The following is a 17,034-nucleotide window of genomic DNA, read 5'->3' as shown; positions in this document are numbered from 1 at the left end:
GATGCAATGCGGGGATGCTGGTGCGCGGTGGCTGGAGGTCGCTACGGTCGAGAGCACGACACCAGGGAGAGCCACCATGGACCTGTTCGACATCGACGACACCCAGCGCATGAGCCGCGAGGCGGCGGCCGCGAGGCTCCACGCACTCGCCGACGCCCTCGCCAGGAACAACTCGGTCGAGTTCGACCGCAAGGGACGGCGAATCACCGTGCGCATCCCCGACCAGGTCAACCTCAAGGTGGAGGTGGAGCTCGGCGACGAAGGCGAGAACGAGTTGGAGGTCGAGCTCACCTGGTGACAGCCGGCAGGGCGTAGGCCGGTCACTGGGCACGATCGGCAGGGCCGTTCGAGTGGGCGGCGGCATGCCGGCATCCACCTCGGTCAGGGCGATGTCGGGTCGGATGCCGCGGCCGCGGCGGCGTCGAGACGCTCGAACGGGTTCGAGCCGCCGTGCCGTGTCGGCGTGGCGTCGAGGTGCCGGACGCGCAGCTCCTCCATGAGCTCCTCGATGAACGCCGGTCCCTCCTCGCGCATGAGCTGCTGCCGGGCCCGGAGCTCGTCGCTGCCCGAACGCCAGTCGAGGCCCCAATCGCCCAGGGCGGAGAGGATCGGCACGGTCCGGATCCCGGCTTCCGTCAGGCTGAAGCGCGCGCGCTGCCCCCGCGCGGCGGTGCCGCGGGTGAGGATCCCCGCGTCGATGAGCCGCTTGAGGCGGTCGGCGAGGATGTTCGAGGCGATGCCCTCGACCGACCCCGTGAGCAGCGCCCGGAAGTAGCGGCGGTCGGCGAAGATGACGTCGCGCAGCACGAGCAGCGACCAGCGATCTCCGAGGACCTCGACGGCGGCGTTGATCGGACACCCGGAACGTGGTTCCACGATCCCTCCTTGACAGGTGATGCTCCCTCACTATAGTGGTTGCAAATCGCAATCACTATTCCGAGGGGGAGCTGATGGGTCGCTTCGTGTACTCGATGAACGTGTCCGTCGACCTGCGCATCGAGCAGGTCCCCGGCGACAACGGCGCGGGCGAGTGGCTGCACATCGACGAGGAGTTCCACCGCGAGGCCAATGCGCGCACCCGCGACGTCGCGGCCATCGTGCACGGTCGGGTCTTCTACGAGGTCATGGAGGAGTTCTGGCCGGGATCGCGCGATGATGCGTCACTGCCGGACTTCCTGCGCGAGTACGGCGAGCTCTGGACCGCCAAGCCCAAGGTGCTCGTCTCCCGTACCCGCACCCGTGCAGATCACAACACGCAGGTCATCGGCGGGGACGACGCGATCGAGCAGCTCGCCGCCTACCGGGCCCGAACGGACGGCGCCATCGGTGTGGGCGGCGCTTCCCTTGCGACCCAGCTGCTGCGCGCGGGGCTGCTCGACGAGCTGCTCCTCTTCACGCATCCCGCCATCCTCGGCTTCGGCAGGTCGCTGTTCGACGACGTCGACGTGCCGCTCGATCTCGACCTGCTCGAGCAGCGATCCTTCGGATCGGGCGTCACCATGCATCGCTACGCCATCCTCGACGCGAGCGAGGCGCGCTGATGCTGCGGCAGGTCGCGGAGGGCGTGCTGGTCCACGAGAGCGACTTCATGCGGAGCAACGCCGTGATCGTCCACGGCGAGGCGGGCGTCCTGGTCGTCGACGCCGGGATACGCGGCGACGAGCTGGCCGGCATCGCGAACGACCTTCGCGCGTCGGGCCATGCCGTTGCGGCAGGCTTCTCGACGCATCCGCACTGGGATCACCTGCTCTGGCACGCCGGGCTCGGCGCCGCGCCCCGGTACGGCACGGCTCGCTGTGCGGCCGCCATTGAAGCACGCCTGTCGGACGAGAACTGGAACGCCATGGTCGGCGGGATGCTCCCGCCGGAGATCGCCGACGAGGTGCCGCTGGACGACCTGTTCGGCCGCATCACCGGCCTGCCCGCCCAAGCGGCGCGGATTCCGTGGAGCGGCCCTGAGATCCGGATCATCGAGCATCAGGCCCATGCCCCGGGGCATGCGGCGCTGCTGATCGAGGACCGCGGAGCGCTCGTCGCCGGCGACATGCTCTCGGATGTCCTCATTCCGATGCTCGACCTGAACGGCGCCGCCGACCCGATCGGGGACTACCTCACGGCGTTGCGGTTGCTCGAGGGCGTGGCGGGCGGCGTCGACGTGGTGATCCCGGCCACGGATCCGTCGGCGGCGCCGACGAGCTGCACGCACGCATCGACCGGGATCGGGCGTACCTGCACGCCGTGCGCGACGGCCGGGAGCCGAGCGACCCGCGGGTGGGTGCGTCGGCCGAGCCCGGCTGGGAATGGGTGGCCGACCTGCACGCCGGGCAGGTGCGACGCCTCGCGCAGCGATGAGCATGCTCGCCTTCGGTTCCCGACTCGGGTCGACGGATGCCGACGCGCTCCGCCTCAGCGCCAGAATCCGGTGAGCTGCTCGGCACGGGCTCTGCCTTGCTCGTAGCCGGCTCGGGCAGCGGGCGGACGCAGCGTCGGATCCATCGCAGCGGCGCCGAACAGGTGCTCGGAGTCGCCGTCGGGGAAGACCGTCTCGACGCTGCTGCCGCCTGCGCGGAGTCCGTCGACCTGGGTTGCGAGGTGCACCCCCCAGTCCACGGGCGTCAGCGACCTGCCGCCGAGCGGTGACAGCACCAGCACCCGCCGGTATCCGACCGCCAGGTCGGCGTTGTCGGCGTTGGAGCGGTAGCCGCCGTCGATGTACGGGCGGTCCCCGATCCGGTACGGTCGGCCGCTCGCGCAGCTCGCGGCGACGGCGTCCACGAGGTCGACTCCGCTGTGGCGGTCGAACACGACCGGCTCCCCGGTCCGGGCATCGACCGCCGTGACGAGCACCGTTCGGTCCGGCCATCGCTGACCGGGCAGCCGCGAGGCGACGGTGGCTCGCCACTGCGTCTGCCAGGAGCCGTCCGACGCAGCATCCAGGTCGAGTGCCGCCGCGCCCATCCTGCGGCGCATGTCGGCCGCATCTGCAGCGGAGGCGATGATCCTGCGTCTCCGCTCCAGGTGGTCGGCGACCGCCCCGATCGCAGCGCGCCCTCGGTCGGGCCCCGGCCCGACCGCACGGGTCCGTTCGCGGGGGGCAGCGGCGAGGATGGCGCCGAGCAACTCGGTCGGGGTGGCGCCGGCCAATTGGGCTGCGGCCGTCGAGCCGGCCGACGTCCCGACGGTCAGCTCGGCTGCGGTCACGTCGAGCCCGGCATCGAACAGGCTGGCGAGGACGCCGATCAGCCACGCGTTGCCGGTCGATCCGCCGCCACCGAGGACCAGTGCTCGCTCACCCGTGGCGTGCAAGCGCCCAGTGGCGTCGACCTGCGGCTGATTCCGGTCGGACCGGGAGACGTCGGAGGCCGCCGTCGGGCCGAAGTGCGGTGAAGAAGATGTGGTGTTCATGGGAGTCGCCTTTCGCGATTCGCCTGGCGGGCGCTCCCGGTGGCGACTAACCCAGTCGCGCGATCGTGGACTGCGGGGGAGCACCCGGTGCGGATACTTCGTTCACGGGTCTCACCTCCTGTCGACGGGTCACGATGACCGAGACGCTAGCACAGCGGCTCATGCGCGAGGTCGCCGGAGCCCATCAGTGCGGCTCGGGTCGCTCTCCCTGCTCGGTGTGCCCGCTCCTCACGGCGTGATCGGCGCGCCGCATCCGCAGCAGGAACGGCGTGCACATCGCGAGGATGACGGCGGGCGCGACGATGCCCAGTGCGAGCGCATGCCCGGGATCGGCCGTGTCGGTGAGCGCGCCGACCACTGCCGCGCCGAGTGCCGCTCCGAGCGTCACCGCGGTGTCGATCCAGGCGTTCGCCTCGGTGCGCACGCGGGGATCGCTGCGCAGGTTGGCGGTGAGGTAACCGACGATGAAGACGGGTGCGAGGCAGAGGCCGCTCACCGCGAACCCGATGAGCGCCGCGATCGTGCCGCCGACGAGTCCCGTGGCGACGGTGACCAGGAGCAGCGCGAGGGTCAGCACGACCAGCTGCCGTTCCATCGTCGATCGCAGCCGCACGGAGCCGTAGAGCAGGCCGCCGACGGCGCTCGCGCCCGCGAAGAGTGCGAGCAGCATGCCGGCCAGCACGGTGTTCGACGCCGCGGCGGCCAGGGCCGGCGCGGCGATCTCCATGCAGCCGAGGACCATTCCGGGAGCCAGCATCGCGACGACGACGGGCGTGAAGCCCCGGGTGCGCAGCGGCGAGGGGACGGCGGCCCTGGCGTGCCCGGTCGTGCGTGAGCCGCGCTGCCGGCGGGAGAGCGGGCTGGTCACGAACAGTGCGGCCCCGACGGCGGCGCACCCCGCGGAGAAGAGCAGGGACGCGAGCGGATCGACGACCACCGCCAGCAGTGCGGCGACCAGCGGCCCGACCGCGAACGTCACCTCGCCGGCGACGGCATCGAGGCTGAGGCCGCGGGTTCGCAGGCCACCCGGTGGCAGCGAGACCGACCACAGCACCCGCATGGTGGCCGCGAACGGCGGCGAGGATGCCCCGGCGATCACGCCCAGGCACAGCAGGATCGGCAGCCCCGCGTTGGGGTGAGCCCGATCGCGACGAGCGACGCGGCGTGCGCGAGGCTGAGCGCCGACAGCACCACGGCCTGCCCGCGGCGATCGATGAGCCGCGCGCGCCACGGCGTCGCCACGACGTTCGCGATTCCGAGCGCGGCCGTGACCCCTCCGGCGATCGCGAACGATCCGGTGGCCCGTTGCAGCAGCAGTACGAGCGCCAGTCCGGATGTCGCGAGCGACAGGCGGCCGACGATGCTGGAGAGGAAGGACCGCGTGACGTGCGGCGTGCGCAGCACGGCGCGGTAGGACAGTGGTTCGGTGGACATCGGAGTCCCATCTGGGACGACCTTCGACACCGGCCCATGGGCCGGCGGAGGGTCGCGCTGTCAGGTCGGCACGCCGAAGGACGCGCCATCGGTCCCGCCCGGGGCCGCAGACGGGGGCCACGAGGGACGGGTCGGGGAAGACTCAGGCGACGATGAAGCTGACCATAGCGGGGTCAGGCTACCAGTCGAGGCGTGCCCGCGTCAGCCGTCCGTTCCGCCGTGCGTGCCGGTCACGCCCCGCCCAGGCCCGCCACGGGCACCGGTCGCGTGAACGGCGGCTCGGGCGTGACCCGCGCCGCGGCGAGCGCTCGGTGCACGCGCCACGCGGCGACGACCGCGAGCGCGCTGATCGCGAGGTGCATGACGAGGAACCCGTCGACGAGCCCGGCTCCGAGCAGCACGCCGGCGACGAGCGGCCCGGCCGCCGTGAAGGCGGTCTGCAGCGCCGCCATCGCCCCGAGCGTGCGGCCGACCATGCCCTTCGGGGCGAGCGACGCGGTGAGGGGGTTGAGCACCGGGCTGTAGATGGTCTCGCCGACCGCGAAGATGCCGTACGTCATGACGAGGATCGCCGACGCGACGCCGGGGGCGAGCTGCGCGGCCGAGAGCCCGAGCCACGCGAGCACCCAGATGGCGCCGACCGCCATGAGCAGCACGGGTGCGCTGCGCTTCGCGGTGAGCCGCACGACGACCACCTGGATGGCGACGATCACGAGGCAGTTGACGGCCGCCGCCGTGCCGATCGTGATGGGGTCGACGCCGAGCACCGTGATGCCGTACGCGGGCAGTCCCGACTCGAACTGCGCGTAGAAGCCGAGCGCGAGGGCGATCGTGACCACGGCCGTCCAGCGCAGCGCGGGGTTCGTCACGATGATGCGCAGGATGCCGCGGTCGTGGTCCTCCACCGCGGCGAGGCTGCCGGTGGCGCCGCCCGCGAAGTCCGACGGCGCGGGCGCGCCGCGGCCGGCGACCGCGATGATCGCGGACGACATGACGAACCCCGCCGCGGCCATGAGGAACCCCACGTCGAGGCCGTCGGGCCGGTCGAGGTCGACGAAGTGCCCGGCGAGGAACGCGCCCGCGGCCATGCCGAGCGACTCGCCGGTGAACTTGTAGGCGAACACCCTGCGGCGGTCGCCGCTCGACGACCACTGCAGCGCGAGCACCTGCTTGGCCGGCGCGGCCGCCGAGAGGCCGAGCCCGAAGACGAGCATCCCCGCGAGGAACGCAGCCGGTGCGTCGGCGAACATCAGCGACGCCGCGCCGGCCGCGCCGATGAGCTGGGTCGCCACGGCGACGCGCACGGGTGGGAACCGGTCGCTCAGCCGACCCGCGATCGGCGCAGCCACGAGCGCGCCGATCGAGAACAGCGAGGATGCCGCGGCCGCAACGAACGCGCCCCAGTCGCGCGTGTCCGCGGCGTAGGCGTACTGGTACGGCAGGACGCCACCCCATCCGAGCGAGCCGATGCCGGAGGCGATGACGAGCAGCATCGCGCGCATGGGTGAACACCCCTTTCCGGGCAGTGGCGGGTCGGACGGCCGGGTCGGGCGACCGGGCGGCGGCCCGGCGGCATCCGTTCGCCGTCGAATACTTCGATGACGAAATATTAGCAACCGAAGTTCTCGTGCGAGAATTCCCGCATGACCAGACGCAAGCCGAGCGCCGCCGAGCAGCACCGGCGCGCCGTCGCCGCCTACGTCGCCGCCGGCGGCGACGAGTCCGTGCAGCGCGTCATTACCGCGGTGCAGAGCCTGTCGAAGAAGCTCGACCAGTGGTACGCCCGCCAGCTCGCCGACCTCGACGTCGCCGCGGGGGAGTGGGCGGTCGTCGCGGCGCTCGCCAAGGCGGGCACGGCGCTCACGCCGAGCCAGCTCGCCGACCTCACGAACGTCGCCCCCTCGTCGATGACGCACCGCCTCGACAAGCTCGCCGAGCGCGGGCTCATCGAACGCGCGGCCGATCCCGGGAACCGCACGCGCATCCTCGTGCGCCTCACCGACGACGGGTGGGAGCTGTTCAGCCTCGCGATCCGCAGCTCCGACGTCGTCGAGTCCGACGTGCTGCAGGACCTCGGCGAGGCCGAACGCGGTGAGCTCGCCCGGCTCCTCGAGGTCGTGATCGCCCGGCTCGACGACGTCGACGCCTGAGCCGCTCAGTCGAGCGCCGACACCTCGAGGGCGTCCACCCGGATGCTGCCGTCGCCGACGGCGAGCACGCCCGCCCAGACCCCGAGGAACCCGCCCGCGACGTCGGGCGAGAGCACCGCGACATCCGCCGCACCGATCTGCTCGAGGCCGCCGCCGACGGCCCGAACCGAGCACGTCACGGCGAACCCGTCGACCTCGAGCGCGAGTTCGATCGGCCCGAGAGCGGGGGCGGATGCCTCGACGAGGCGCTGCTCCTCGCCGCCCGCGCGCAGCGACACCGCCAGCCGTCGCGCGCCGTCGTCCTCGCGCACGACGAACGCCAGGTGCGCGTCCTCGGAGTGGCGCAGCAGCAGGCCGGCCGAGAACCCGGCCGCGGCCTGCTCGACCTCGAACCGCACCCGCACGCGCGACCGCACCGACGGCAGGCGAGCGCCGAGGAACGCCGGGCGGCCGACCCGCTCGGGCGGGTCGCCCCCCGCGATGCGCACCGCGCCGTCCGGCCCGATCGCGGCGACCTCGGAGGGCAGCCGGCGCACGCCGTTCCACTCGAGCCCCAGCCGAACCCCGCCGCGGCCGTCGTCGACGACGAGCGGGCCGGCGTCGCGCGGAGCCGGCGCGGCATCCGGCACCCCATCGGCCTCGACCTCGGCGAGGACCCGCCCGACGCCGGGCGCGAACAACGGCCGGCCCGCCTCCCACTCCACGGGCACGAGGCATGTCTGCCGGCCGAGCAGGCTGCGCCGCCCGTCGATCAGCCGCGTCGCGAGCAGCACCGCCCACGAGCGTCCGTCGGCGTCGTCGACGAGGTCGGCGTGGCCGACGTCGACGAGCCCCGCGCGCGAGCCGAGGTCGCGGTGCGTGAGGCGCGGGTTGCCGGCGTCGCCCACGTAGGGTCCGGTGATCTCGTCGGCGTACGCGACGACGATCGCGTGGTCGCGCTCGGTGCCGCCCTCCGCGGCGAGCAGCAGCCAGCGTCCGTCACGGCGGAAGAGATGCGGCCCTTCCGCCCAGCGGGCGCCGACGAGGGCGCCGCGCCAGAGCAGGTGCTCGGGCCCGATCGGCGCGAACGAGGCCGGATCGAGCTCGCGCAGCCAGACCTCCGTCTGCCCCTCCCACGCCCCCGGCTCGGCGAGGCGCGTGCCGCAGAGCCACGCGCGCCCCTCGTCGAACGTGAGCGACGGGTCGATGCCGGGCACCCCGTCGAACCAGATCGGGTCCGACCAGGGGCCCGCGGCATCCGTCGCCGTGACGAGGAAATGCCCCTGCCGGCCCTCGCCGTGCACCACGGTGCAGACGACGTGGAACCGGCCGTCGTGGTGCCGGATCGTCGGCGCGAACAGGCCGCCGGAGGCAGGCACGGTCGACAGGTCGAGCTGACCCGGCCGGTGCACGGCGTGGCCGACGAGCTCCCAGTCCACGAGGTTGCGCGACCGGTGGATCGGCAGCCCCGGCAGCACCTCGAACGTCGAGGTGACGAGGAAGAACTCGCCGCCCACGCGGCACACGCTCGGGTCGGGGTGGCAGCCCGGCAGCACCGGGTTGCGGAAGCGGCCCACCGGGGCGCCCCTCAGGCCTCGAGGCGGGCGGCGGCGGATGCCACGGCCACGACCTCGACCACCGGATGCAGCCGCCGGGTCTGGTCGACCGCGCGCGGCGCACCGGTGAGCCGCACCGTGTGCGCGAACGGCAGGTCGGCGCTCGAGCGCCCGGCGCCCAGCACGAGCTCGCCGGGCTCCACGATGCGCTCGCCCGACCGCGACGTGAACGACGCGAGGTCGGCGGGCACCGTGAAGCGCACCTCGGCGCGCTCGCCGGCAGCGAGGTCGACCCGCGCGAAGCCGATGAGCCGCTGCACCGGGCGCACGACCGACGCCACCGGGTCGTGCAGGTAGAGCTGCACGACCTCGGTGCCCGCGCGGTCGCCGGCGTTGCGCAGCCGCAGCCGTACCGTGGCCTCGCCGTCGACGCCGATCTCCTCGTCGTCGCCCGCGAACGACTCCCACTCGAACGGGGTGTAGGAGAGCCCGTGGCCGAACGGGAACGCCGCCGTCGGGTCGATGTTCGAGACCTCGGTGGCGCGTGCCAGGGGCGCGGCGAGGTAGCTCGTCGGCTGGGTGCCGGGCGTGGCCGGCACGCTCACGGGCAGGCGGCCGCTCGGGTTCACGCGGCCGCTCAGCACGCCCGCGATCGCCGGGGCGCCCTCCTCGCCCGCGAAGAACGCCTCGACGATCGCCGCCGCGTCGGTCACCGCACGGCCGAGCGCGTACGGGCGACCGGCGAGCAGCGTGAGCACGGTCGGGGTGCCCGTGGCGAGCACGGCATCGACGAGCTGCTGCTGGGCGCCGGGCAGGGCGAGCGACTCCACATCGCAGCCCTCGCCGCTCGTGCCCCGGCCGAAGAGGCCCGCGCGGTCGCCGAGCACGAGGATCGCGACGTCGGCGGATGCCGCGAGCGCCGCCGCATCCGCGATGCCCTCGGTCTCGCCGCCGTCGACGCTCGTGCCCCGTGCGAAGCGGAGGTCGCTGCCCGGGAACTCGGCACGGAGCGCGTCCAGCAGGCTCGGGATCTCGATGCCCGTCGCGACGCCGGGGTGCTGCACCACGACGTGCGCCGGGAACGAGTAGCACCCGAGCATCGCGTACGGGTCGTCGGCGTTGGGCCCGATGACCGCGATGGTGCGGGCTGCGGATGCCGCGAGCGGCAGGGTGCCGTCGTTCGAGACCAGCACGACCGCCTCCTCGGCGAGCTGCGCGGCGAGCGCGCGGTTGCCGGGGGAGTCGAGGTCGATCGAGCCGCGGAGCGCCTCGGCGTCGGCGAGGTCGGCGCCGCGCAGGGCAGGGGGCACGGGCGACCAGTCGGCGTCGAGCAGGCCGAGCTCGGCCTTCTGCCGCAGCACGCGGCGCAGGGCCGTGTCGACGACGGCCACGTCGAGGGCGCCCGACTCGACCGCGCGGCGCAATGGCGCGCCGAACGCCTTGACGGTGGGCAGTTCGACGTCGATTCCCGCCTCGAGCGCCTCGGCCGCGGCCTCGCCCCACGTGCCGGCCACGCCGTGCAGCAGCTTCAGGAACGCGACCGCGAAGTAGTCGGCCACGACGGTGCCGTCGAAGCCCCACGTCTCGCGCAGCAGCCCCGTGAGCAGCGCCCGGTCGCCCGCCGAGGGCACGCCGTCGAGGTCGGTGTACGCGTTCATGACGCTGCGCGCGCCCCCCTCGCGCACGGCCATCTCGAACGGCGGCAGGAGCACGTCGGCGAGCTCGCGCGTGCCGACCGAGACGGGCGCGAGGTTGCGCCCCGCCCGCGAGGCGGAGTAGCCCACGAAGTGCTTGAGCGTCGCCACGACGCCCGCGGACTCGAGGCCGCGCACGTACGCGGTGCCCACGGTCGCGACGAGGTACGGGTCCTCGCCGATGGTCTCCTCGACGCGGCCCCATCGGGCGTCGCGCACGACGTCGAGCACGGGCGCGAGGCCCTGGTGCACGCCCACGCTGCGCAGGTCGTCGCCGATGCGGCGCGACATCCGCTCGACGAGCTCGGGGTCGAACGACGCGCCCCACGACAGCGGCACCGGGTAGGCGGTGGCGCCCCAGGCCGCGAAGCCCGCGAGGCACTCCTCGTGCGCGAGGGCGGGGATGCCGAAGCGGTTCGCGGCGACGATGCGCTGCTGCGTGCGGGCGAGCGAGACCGCGCCGACGGCGGCGTCGATGGGCGCGGTGCCGAAGGGGCGCGTGAGCTGCCCGAGCCCCGAGGGGAGCAGCGCGTCGAGGTCGACGACGTCGTTGAGGTCGTGCTGGTGCGGGGCGACGTCGCCGCCCCCGTCGTCGGACGCGCCGACCCACACGCCGTAGAGCTGCGCGAGCTTCTCGTCGAGGGTCATCGCGGCGACGAGCGACTCGACTCGGTCGGCCACGGGCACGGATGCGTCGTGCCATGGCGCCGGCGGCGCGGCATCCGTCACCTCGGGGTGGATCGTGGTCATCGGCTCGCTCATCCCTTCACCGCCCCGGTGAGGCCGCCGACGATGCGGCGCTCGAAGATGCTGAAGAAGATGAGGGCGGGAATCATCGACAGCGAGGTGAAGGCGAGCACCTTGGCGGTGTCGACCGAGTACTGCGAGGCGAAGGCCTGCACGCCGAGGGGCAGGGTGAAGGCGGCCTCGTCGTTCAGGATGAACAGCGGCAGGATGTAGCTGTTCCAGCTCGCGATGAACGCGAGGATGCCCACGGTGATCACGCCGGGCAGCGCCAGCGGCACCACCATGCGCCAGAAGAAGGCGAGGCGCGAGCATCCGTCGATCGCGGCGGCCTCCTCGATCTCGTCGGGGATGGCCCGCAGGAACGGCACCAGGATGATGATCGTCGTCGGCAGCGCGAAGGCGATCTGGGGCAGGATGATGCCGGTCAGGGAGTTCATGAGGCCGAGGTTGCGCACCACGATGTAGAGCGGCGTGATGGCCACCGTCATGGGGAACATGAGGCCCGCGGCGAACACCGCGTAGAGCAGCCCGCGCGCCGGGAACTGGTAGCGCGCGAGCACGTAGCTGGCCATGAGGCCGAGCGCGACGACCCCGATCGTGGTGACGACGGCGGCCACCGTGGAGTTCGCCACCTCGCCCCAGAACGTCGTGCTGCCGAGCACGTCGGCGTAGTTCTTCCCCACCCAGGGCGAGGGCATCCCCGACGGGTCGGCGGTGATCTGCGCGTTGGTGCGGAAGCCGCCGACGATGATGTACAGGATCGGCGCCAGCATGAGCGCGACGACGACGAGCGCGCCGAAGTAGATGGCGGGGCTGCCCCACGGGAGCGCACCGTTGCGCGGCCGTCTGGCCCGGGGGATCGCGATGGTCGAGGCGGTCATCGCTCGCTCCGTTCGGTGAGGGCGCCCGCCGTGTCCCGGCGCAGCACGAAGCGCTGGTAGACGAGGGCGACGACGAGTGAGATGAGGAACAGCACGACCGCCACGGCGTTGCCGTAGCCGTAGTTGCCGGCATTGCGTCCGTTGGCGACCATGTACGTCGCCATGGTCGAGGTGCCGGCGGTCGAGGAGATGTACTGGCCCCAGATGATGTAGACGAGGTCGAAGAGCTGCAGCGATCCGATGATCGACAGGAAGGCCCAGATGCGCAGGGTCGGGCCGAGCAGCGGCAGGGTGATCCGGCGCTGGATCTGCCAGTAGGAGGCGCCGTCGATCTGGGCGGCCTCGGTGAGCTCCTGCGGGATGCCCTGGAGGCCGGCGAGGAAGAGGATGACGGCGAAGCCGACGTACTTCCAGGTGATGATGCCGAGCAGGGTCCAGATCGCGAGATCGGGGTTCGAGAGCCAGTCCTGGGCGAGGGCGCCGAGGCCGATCTTCTCGAGCAGTCCGTTGAGCGCGCCGTCCGTCTGGAGCATGAGGCTCCACCCGGTGCCGACGACGACCTCGGCGATGACGTAGGGCACGAAGATGAGCACCCGGATCGCCGACTGCCCGCGCATCGGCCGGTTCAGCAGCAGCGCCAGCAGCAGTGCGAGCGGCCCCTGCAGCACGAGCGACATCACGACGATGACGAGGTTGTGCCACAGCGCCTCGTGGAAGGTCGGGTCCTGGAAGATCGTGGCGTAGTTCTGGAGGCCGATGAAGTCGGTGGGCGGGCCGTAGCCCTTCCAGCGGAAGAACCCGTAGTACCCGGCCATGACGACCGGGAAGATGACGAAGCCGAGGAAGACGACGAGGGCCGGGCCGACGAGCACGGCGATCTCGACGATCTTCCGCCAGTCGCGCCGGACGGGACGCGGGGTCGAGGCCGCGGCGTCGCCGGCCCGACGCGGGGCCGGGGACGACACGTCGTCCCCGGCCCGTACGTCGTCCGCCGGGGCTCGCCTCAGTGCAGCGGGGGAGCTGGTGCGAACGCTCATGGTGCGAGGGCCTCTCAGCCCTTCTTGATGGCGTCGTCGACCGCGTCGACGATGCCCTGGGCGTCGCCCTTGCCGGCGAGCAGGTCGACGACCCCGACGTTCAGGGCGTTGCCGACGTTCTGGCCGAGCAGCGTGTCGAGCCAGACCGAGACGTACGGTGCGTCGTTGTACGAGGCGAGGACCTCCTGCAGGGCGGGGTCGGTCACGACGCCCTGGGACTCCTGGTTGGCGGGGAGGGTGACGAACGCGTCGGCGTAGGCCTCCTGCTGCGCCTTCTGCGAGGCGAACTCGAGGAACTCGGCGCACTCCTTCGGCGCGTCGACGTAGCAGCTGTAGCCGTCGACGCCGCCCATCATCGCGCCGTCACCGCCGTCACCGCCGTCGACGGCGGGGAAGGGGAACCAGCCGAGGTCGGCGAGCGGCTTCTCGTCGGGGGTGAGCGAGGCGATCACGCCCGGGTCCCACGCGCCCATGAGCTCCATGGCCGCCTTGTGGTTGGCGACCAGGCCCGCGGAGGAACCGGCGCCCTGCTGGGCCGAGGTGGTGAGGAAGCCCTCGTTGTAGGGCTCGGTCGCGGCGAAGTCCGCGAGGTCCTCGCCGGCGCGCAGGAAGCACTCGTCGGCGAAGCTCGGGTCGGTCGCGAGGCCGGCCACGACGTCCTGCGAGCACTCGCGGAGGACGAAGAAGTAGTACCAGTGCGCTGCGGGCCAGGCATCCTTGGCGCCGAGGGCGATCGGGGCGATGCCCGCGGCCTTGAGCTTGTCCACATCCTCGCCCAGTTCGTCGAACGTCGTGGGCGTCTCGGTGATGCCGGCCTGGGCGAACAGGTCCTTGCTGTAGTAGATGCCGCCGGGCAGCACGGAGGAGGGCACGCCGTAGACCTTGCCGTCGACGGAAAGCGCGGCGAGCGATGCCTCACCGAGGGCGGACTTCGTCTCGTCCGACAGCGCATCGGTGAGGTCCTGCACCTGTCCGGCCTCGACGACGGCCGCGAGCTTGCCACCGCCGCGGGCCATGAAGATGTCGGGCGCGTCGCCCGAGTTCAGGGCGGTCTGGAGCTTGCCGTCCATGTCCTCGTTCTGGATGGCCTGGATCTTGATGTCGACGCCGGGGTGCTCGGCCTCGAAGTCCTTCGCGGTCTGCTCCCAGTAGGCCTTGCCGGCGCCGGTCGTGGAGTTGTGCCAGAAGCTCAGCTCGACGGAGCCGTCCTCCGAGCCACCGCCTCCGGCACTGCACCCGGTGACGGTGCCGACGGCCAGTGCGGCCACCGCACCCAGCGTGACGAGCCGCGTGATGCTGCGTCTGTTCATCGTTGAACCTCTCGAAAGTTTCGACTCCAACGTCGAAAGTGATCTGGACGTGTCGAATATACGTGGCATCCGATATGCCGTCAAGCGCAACATATTCGGCGCGTCGCCGCGACACAGCCGCTGCCACGCCCCTAAGGTGGACGCGTGACTGACCTCGGCGGGACCTTCGACGGCGTGCATCGTCGAAACCTCTCGAAAGTGCTGCGCCTCGTGCACCTCGAAGGACCGCTCTCCCGCGCGCGCCTCACCGCGCTCACGGGACTCAACCGCTCGACCGTCGCGACCCTCGTGGGCGAGCTCGTCGAGCTCGGGCTCGTCCTCGAGCAGGCGCCCGACCCCACCAAGCGCGTCGGGCGGCCGTCGCCCGTCGTGGCGGCCGACCCGCGCGTGCTCGCTGTCGCCGTGAACCCCGAGGTCGACGCCGTCGAGATCGCCGCGGTCGGCATCGACGGGCGCATCCCGGTGCGCGAGCGCATCGAGGTCGACCACCTGCCGAGCCCGGAGGAGGTCGCGCGACTCGTCGCCGAGACGCTCGACCGCTGGGCGGCGGGGTCGCTGTCCGACGCGCGGTTCATCGGCGTGGGGCTCGCGGTGCCCGGCCTCGTGCGTGCCTCCGACGGGCTCGTGCGCTGGGCTCCCCACCTCGAATGGTCGGAGGTGCCGTTGCGCGCGCTCGTCGAGGAGGCGACCGGCCTGCAGGCGGCCGTCGGCAACGACGCGAGCCTCGGCGCGCATGCCGAGCACCTCTTCGGCGCGGGCCGGGGCGTCGACGACCTCGTCTACCTCAACGGCGGCGCGAGCGGCATCGGCGGTGGGCTCGTCGTGCACGGCCTCCTGGTGGGCGGCACGGCCGGCTACGCGGGGGAGTTCGGCCAGAACCGCCCGGGCATCGGCGCGAGCGGCGATCGCCGTGCCGAGGGCGGCGTGCTCGAGGACGAGGTGAGCCGCGCTCGGCTCCTCGCGGTCGCGGGGCTCGCCAGTGGCGACGAGCCGGCGCTCGCCGCGGCCCTCGCGGACGCGCCGTCGGCCGAGGTCGCCGAGGAGCTCGCGCGTCAGCGTCGCATCCTCGGCACGGCGCTCGTGAACGCCGTGAACGTGCTGAACCCGTCGCTCGTCGTGCTCGGCGGGTTCCTCGCGACGGTCGCCGAGAGCGACCCGGCCGACCTCGAGGCAATCGTGCGGTCGCAGGCGGTCGCGGCGGCCACCGAGGACCTGGAGATCCGGGTCGCGGCGCTCGGCGAGGACCGCCTCCTCATCGGCGCGGCCGAGGCGGCGTTCGCGCCGCTGCTCGCGGATCCGCTCGGCGCGGAGGCCGCCTGACCGACGAGCCTGCCGGCCGGCCGACCCGCCCCATTCGAAACCCGAACGTCGTTCGGACTTGATTTCCGGGTGGGGTCACGCGCTAGACTGGACGCAGTCGAATCGATTCGAGGCCATCGCGGGCCGAGATCGCTCCCCGGCGGCGCCCACTGGGCGCCGTTTCCTTTTGCCCGGCGCCCGAGGGCGTGCGCCGACAACTGCACCCCACCGAACCGCACTCGAGCACGCCACGGGAACGCCTTTGTCCACTGCCTCCATCCCCATCGTCCGCCCCTACGACATCCACGAGCCCGCACACCCCGGCGACCTGCTGAGCCGCCGCCAGCGGCTCGTCTACGTGCTCGTGCTCGGAGCGCTCACCGCCCTCGGCCCGTTCACGGTGGACCTCTACCTCCCCGCCTTCCCGGTCCTCGAGGCGGAGTTCGGCGTGAGCGCCACCGCCATCCAGATCACCCTCACGGGAACCATGCTCGGCTTCGGCCTGGGCCAGCTCGTCGTCGGCCCCTGGAGCGACAAGGTGGGCCGCCGGATGCCGCTCATCCTCTCGACGGTGCTGCACATCGCGGCATCCGTCGGCGCGGCCTTCGCCCCCGACATCGCCTGGCTCGTGGCGTTCCGGCTCCTGCAGGGCTTCGGCGCCGCGGCGGGCGGCGTCGTCGCGATGGCGATGGTGCGCGACCTCTTCGGCGGCAAGCCGCTCGTGCGCATGCTCTCGCGCCTCGCGCTCGTCAACGGCCTCGCGCCCGTGCTCGCCCCCGTGATCGGCTCGCAGCTCCTGCAGGTCATGGACTGGCGCGGGGTCTTCGTCGTGCTCGCCGTGTACGGCCTCGTGGTCGTGCTCGCGGTCGCCTTCCTCATCGTCGAGACGCTGCCGGAGTCGCGGCGCCACGTGGCGGGGCACTCGTCGATGCGCGACCGCTACCGCGCCCTCTTCCGCGACCGGGTCTACGTCGGCACCGCGCTCATCGGCGGCATGACGTTCACAGGACTGTTCGCCTACCTCTCGACCTCGTCGTTCCTGTTCCAGCAGCTGTACGAGTTCACGCCGCAGCAGTACGGCCTTCTCTTCGCGGTCAACTCGATCGGCATCATCATCGGCGTGCAGGCGAGCTCCCGGCTCATGCGCGGACCGGTGCCGCCGCAGTGGATCATCGCGATCACGACCGTCGTGCACCTCGCCATGGCGATCGCGATCATCGTGCTCGACAGCTCGGGCGCGGGCTTCTGGGGCACGGCGATCCCGCTGTGGATCTACATCGCGGCGTGCGGCTTCACGTTCCCCGCGGTGCAGGTGCTCGCGCTCGCGCCGCACGGCGCGGAGGCCGGCACGGCGGCATCGCTGCTGGGCGCCCTCAACTTCGGCCTCGCGGGCGCGCTCTCGCCGCTCATCGGCCTGATGGGCGTCGGCAGTGCGACGCCGATGGCGTTCATGATGGTGCTCGCCGCGATCGTCGCGATCATCGCGCTGTGGACGCTCGTGCGTCCGAGGAGCGTGCCGGCGCTCAGCGACTAGCGCGTCGG

16 protein-coding genes are annotated in these 17,034 nt (G+C 72.5%); 6 read left to right on the top strand and 10 right to left on the bottom strand.

Features of this window, described 5'->3' with window-relative positions; translation table 11 throughout:
- Positions 1–76: 76 nt before the first annotated feature.
- The gene (locus EDM22_RS08670; protein ID WP_122936668.1) at positions 77–298 is read left to right on the top strand and encodes an amphi-Trp domain-containing protein; all 222 of its coding nucleotides are present in this window, start codon (positions 77–79) and stop codon (positions 296–298) included.
- A gap of 83 nt (positions 299–381) precedes the next feature.
- Here the strand turns inward: EDM22_RS08670 and EDM22_RS08665 are convergent, their stop codons facing one another.
- Positions 382–876, bottom strand: coding sequence for a winged helix-turn-helix transcriptional regulator (locus tag EDM22_RS08665; protein ID WP_122936667.1), 495 nt, complete (start codon positions 874–876; stop codon positions 382–384).
- 74 nt (positions 877–950) lie between these two features.
- Here EDM22_RS08665 and EDM22_RS08660 point away from each other — a divergent pair, with 74 nt between their 5' ends.
- Together EDM22_RS08660 and EDM22_RS08655 are read left to right on the top strand one after the other, a co-directional pair.
- Positions 951–1,541, top strand: coding sequence for a dihydrofolate reductase family protein (locus EDM22_RS08660; protein WP_122936666.1), 591 nt, complete (start codon positions 951–953; stop codon positions 1,539–1,541).
- Positions 1,541–2,458 (top strand): MBL fold metallo-hydrolase, encoded by a 918-nt coding sequence (locus EDM22_RS08655; RefSeq protein WP_245989284.1) that lies wholly within the window; start codon positions 1,541–1,543, stop codon positions 2,456–2,458. The genes EDM22_RS08660 and EDM22_RS08655 overlap by 1 nt, the downstream gene beginning before the upstream one ends.
- Here EDM22_RS08655 and EDM22_RS08650 read toward each other — a convergent pair.
- From EDM22_RS08650 to EDM22_RS08635, 4 genes are all read right to left on the bottom strand, one after another.
- A complete protein-coding gene (locus tag EDM22_RS08650; protein WP_245989283.1) occupies positions 2,407–3,405 on the bottom strand; it encodes a patatin-like phospholipase family protein in 999 nt (332 codons plus the stop codon). The genes EDM22_RS08655 and EDM22_RS08650 overlap by 52 nt on opposite strands.
- A gap of 184 nt (positions 3,406–3,589) precedes the next feature.
- The gene (locus EDM22_RS19330) at positions 3,590–4,504 is read right to left on the bottom strand and encodes an MFS transporter (protein WP_138708052.1); all 915 of its coding nucleotides are present in this window, start codon (positions 4,502–4,504) and stop codon (positions 3,590–3,592) included.
- The gene (locus EDM22_RS08640) at positions 4,501–4,839 is read right to left on the bottom strand and encodes a hypothetical protein (RefSeq protein WP_122936663.1); all 339 of its coding nucleotides are present in this window, start codon (positions 4,837–4,839) and stop codon (positions 4,501–4,503) included. The genes EDM22_RS19330 and EDM22_RS08640 overlap by 4 nt, the downstream gene beginning before the upstream one ends.
- Positions 4,840–5,069: 230 nt before the next feature.
- Positions 5,070–6,341: an MFS transporter gene (locus EDM22_RS08635; protein WP_122936662.1), complete on the bottom strand. Its 1,272-nt coding sequence runs from the start codon at positions 6,339–6,341 to the stop codon at positions 5,070–5,072.
- Positions 6,342–6,482: 141 nt separating this feature from the next.
- On the opposite strand from EDM22_RS08635, the gene EDM22_RS08630 reads away from it, so the two are divergent.
- Entirely contained in the window at positions 6,483–6,989 is a 507-nt protein-coding gene (locus tag EDM22_RS08630; RefSeq protein ID WP_122936661.1) for a MarR family winged helix-turn-helix transcriptional regulator, read from the top strand.
- A 5-nt stretch (positions 6,990–6,994) separates the two neighbouring features.
- On the opposite strand, the gene EDM22_RS08625 is transcribed toward EDM22_RS08630, so the two are convergent.
- Genes EDM22_RS08625 through EDM22_RS08605 form a run of 5 tightly spaced genes read right to left on the bottom strand, consistent with a single transcriptional unit; the run spans position 6,995 to position 14,193 of the window.
- Positions 6,995–8,545 (bottom strand): glycoside hydrolase family 43 protein, encoded by a 1,551-nt coding sequence (locus tag EDM22_RS08625; RefSeq protein WP_122936660.1) that lies wholly within the window; start codon positions 8,543–8,545, stop codon positions 6,995–6,997.
- An 11-nt stretch (positions 8,546–8,556) separates the two neighbouring features.
- Positions 8,557–10,968 (bottom strand): beta-xylosidase/alpha-l-arabinosidase, encoded by a 2,412-nt coding sequence (locus EDM22_RS08620; RefSeq protein WP_122936659.1) that lies wholly within the window; start codon positions 10,966–10,968, stop codon positions 8,557–8,559.
- 8 nt (positions 10,969–10,976) lie between these two features.
- The gene (locus tag EDM22_RS08615) at positions 10,977–11,846 is read right to left on the bottom strand and encodes a carbohydrate ABC transporter permease (RefSeq protein WP_122936658.1); all 870 of its coding nucleotides are present in this window, start codon (positions 11,844–11,846) and stop codon (positions 10,977–10,979) included.
- A complete protein-coding gene (locus EDM22_RS08610; protein ID WP_122936657.1) occupies positions 11,843–12,883 on the bottom strand; it encodes a carbohydrate ABC transporter permease in 1,041 nt (346 codons plus the stop codon). Before EDM22_RS08610 ends, EDM22_RS08615 begins: the two co-directional genes overlap by 4 nt.
- A 14-nt stretch (positions 12,884–12,897) precedes the next feature.
- Entirely contained in the window at positions 12,898–14,193 is a 1,296-nt protein-coding gene (locus tag EDM22_RS08605; protein ID WP_122936656.1) for an ABC transporter substrate-binding protein, read from the bottom strand.
- 144 nt (positions 14,194–14,337) lie between these two features.
- Here EDM22_RS08605 and EDM22_RS08600 point away from each other — a divergent pair, with 144 nt between their 5' ends.
- A complete protein-coding gene (locus tag EDM22_RS08600) occupies positions 14,338–15,513 on the top strand; it encodes an ROK family transcriptional regulator (protein ID WP_122936655.1) in 1,176 nt (391 codons plus the stop codon).
- A gap of 241 nt (positions 15,514–15,754) precedes the next feature.
- Positions 15,755–17,026, top strand: a complete 1,272-nt coding sequence (locus EDM22_RS08595) for a multidrug effflux MFS transporter (protein WP_245989282.1) — start codon at positions 15,755–15,757, stop codon at positions 17,024–17,026.
- Positions 17,027–17,034 lie beyond the last annotated feature (8 nt).

Origin of the sequence: Agromyces tardus, assembly GCF_003710805.1 — a bacterium.
Taxonomy (GTDB): domain Bacteria; phylum Actinomycetota; class Actinomycetes; order Actinomycetales; family Microbacteriaceae; genus Agromyces; species Agromyces tardus.
Note: the sequence above shows the minus strand (reverse complement) of the source record. Positions and strands in the feature narration are given on the sequence as shown.

What these genes read in the sequence shown, in the direction of transcription:
- EDM22_RS08615 (WP_122936658.1), bottom strand. Translation starts at nt 11,846, where the DNA reads ATGACCGCCTCGACCATCGCGATCCCCCGGGCCAGACGGCCGCGCAAC.
- EDM22_RS08635 (WP_122936662.1), bottom strand. Translation starts at nt 6,341, where the DNA reads ATGCGCGCGATGCTGCTCGTCATCGCCTCCGGCATCGGCTCGCTCGGA.
- EDM22_RS08670 (WP_122936668.1), top strand. Translation starts at nt 77, where the DNA reads ATGGACCTGTTCGACATCGACGACACCCAGCGCATGAGCCGCGAGGCG.
- EDM22_RS08650 (WP_245989283.1), bottom strand. Translation starts at nt 3,405, where the DNA reads ATGAACACCACATCTTCTTCACCGCACTTCGGCCCGACGGCGGCCTCC.
- EDM22_RS08620 (WP_122936659.1), bottom strand. Translation starts at nt 10,968, where the DNA reads ATGACCACGATCCACCCCGAGGTGACGGATGCCGCGCCGCCGGCGCCA.
- EDM22_RS08655 (WP_245989284.1), top strand. Translation starts at nt 1,541, where the DNA reads ATGCTGCGGCAGGTCGCGGAGGGCGTGCTGGTCCACGAGAGCGACTTC.
- EDM22_RS08630 (WP_122936661.1), top strand. Translation starts at nt 6,483, where the DNA reads ATGACCAGACGCAAGCCGAGCGCCGCCGAGCAGCACCGGCGCGCCGTC.
- EDM22_RS08640 (WP_122936663.1), bottom strand. Translation starts at nt 4,839, where the DNA reads ATGTCCACCGAACCACTGTCCTACCGCGCCGTGCTGCGCACGCCGCAC.
- EDM22_RS08660 (WP_122936666.1), top strand. Translation starts at nt 951, where the DNA reads ATGGGTCGCTTCGTGTACTCGATGAACGTGTCCGTCGACCTGCGCATC.
- EDM22_RS08610 (WP_122936657.1), bottom strand. Translation starts at nt 12,883, where the DNA reads ATGAGCGTTCGCACCAGCTCCCCCGCTGCACTGAGGCGAGCCCCGGCG.
- EDM22_RS08605 (WP_122936656.1), bottom strand. Translation starts at nt 14,193, where the DNA reads ATGAACAGACGCAGCATCACGCGGCTCGTCACGCTGGGTGCGGTGGCC.